The organism is Mycobacterium sp. E3247 (genome assembly GCF_001667785.1).
Taxonomy (GTDB): Bacteria; Actinomycetota; Actinomycetes; order Mycobacteriales; family Mycobacteriaceae; genus Mycobacterium.
Map to the genome: position 1 here is coordinate 1 of NZ_LZJG01000038.1, position 1,122 is coordinate 1,122.

Below are 1,122 nucleotides of genomic sequence, written 5' to 3' on the forward strand. Positions count from 1 at the left end.
GTCGAAGCCCTCGGGGAAGATGTAGTTGCCCTGCTCGTCGTAGCTGTCGGCCATGCCGTACTTCGCCGGGTCGAATTCCTCGGTGTAGTCCTCGTTGGCCTGCTTGAGCGACAACGAGATCCGGCGGCGCTCCAGGTCGATGTCGATGACCTTGACCATCGCGTCGTCGCCGACGGCGACCACCTGGTCGGGCACCTCGACGTGCCGCTCGGCCAGCTCGGAGATGTGCACCAGGCCCTCGATGCCCTCCTCGACGCGGACGAACGCGCCGAACGGAACCAGCTTGGTGACCTTGCCGGGCACGATCTGGCCGATGGCGTGCGTGCGGGCGAAGTGCCGCCACGGGTCTTCCTGGGTTGCCTTGAGCGACAACGAGACCCGCTCGCGGTCCATGTCGACGTCGAGCACCTCGACGGTGACCTCGTCACCGACCTGGACGACCTCGGACGGGTGGTCGATGTGCTTCCAGGACAGCTCGGAGACGTGCACCAGGCCGTCCACACCGCCCAGGTCGACGAACGCGCCGAAGTTGACGATGGAGGAAACCACACCCTTGCGGATGGCGCCCTTCTGCAGCTGGTTGAGGAACTCGCTGCGCACCTCGGACTGGGTCTGCTCCAGCCAGGCCCGGCGCGACAGCACCACGTTGTTGCGGTTCTTGTCCAGCTCGATGATCTTGGCTTCGATCTCCTTGCCGATGTACGGCTGCAGATCGCGGACCCGGCGCATCTCGACCAGCGAAGCGGGCAGGAAGCCACGCAGGCCGATGTCGAGGATCAGGCCACCCTTGACGACCTCGATGACGGTGCCCTTGACGGCCTCGTCCTTCTCCTTGAGCGCCTCGATGGTGCCCCAGGCGCGCTCGTACTGGGCGCGCTTCTTGGACAGGATCAGGCGGCCCTCTTTGTCCTCCTTGGTGAGGACAAGCGCTTCGACCTCATCGCCGACGGAAACGACCTCGCTGGGGTCGACGTCGTGCTTGATGGAGAGCTCGCGGGCGGGGATGACGCCCTCGGTCTTGTAGCCGATGTCGAGGAGCACCTCGTCCCGGTCCACTTTGACGATCGTCCCCTCGACGATGTCGCCATCGTTGAAGTACTTGATCGTTTTGTCTATTGCGGC

General features: G+C 64.7%; 1 protein-coding gene. It reads right to left on the bottom strand.

The window, feature by feature from the left end:
* On the bottom strand, positions 1-1,122 hold a 1,122-nt coding region (gene rpsA / locus A9X04_RS01740), incomplete at both ends, for a 30S ribosomal protein S1 (RefSeq protein WP_067917144.1).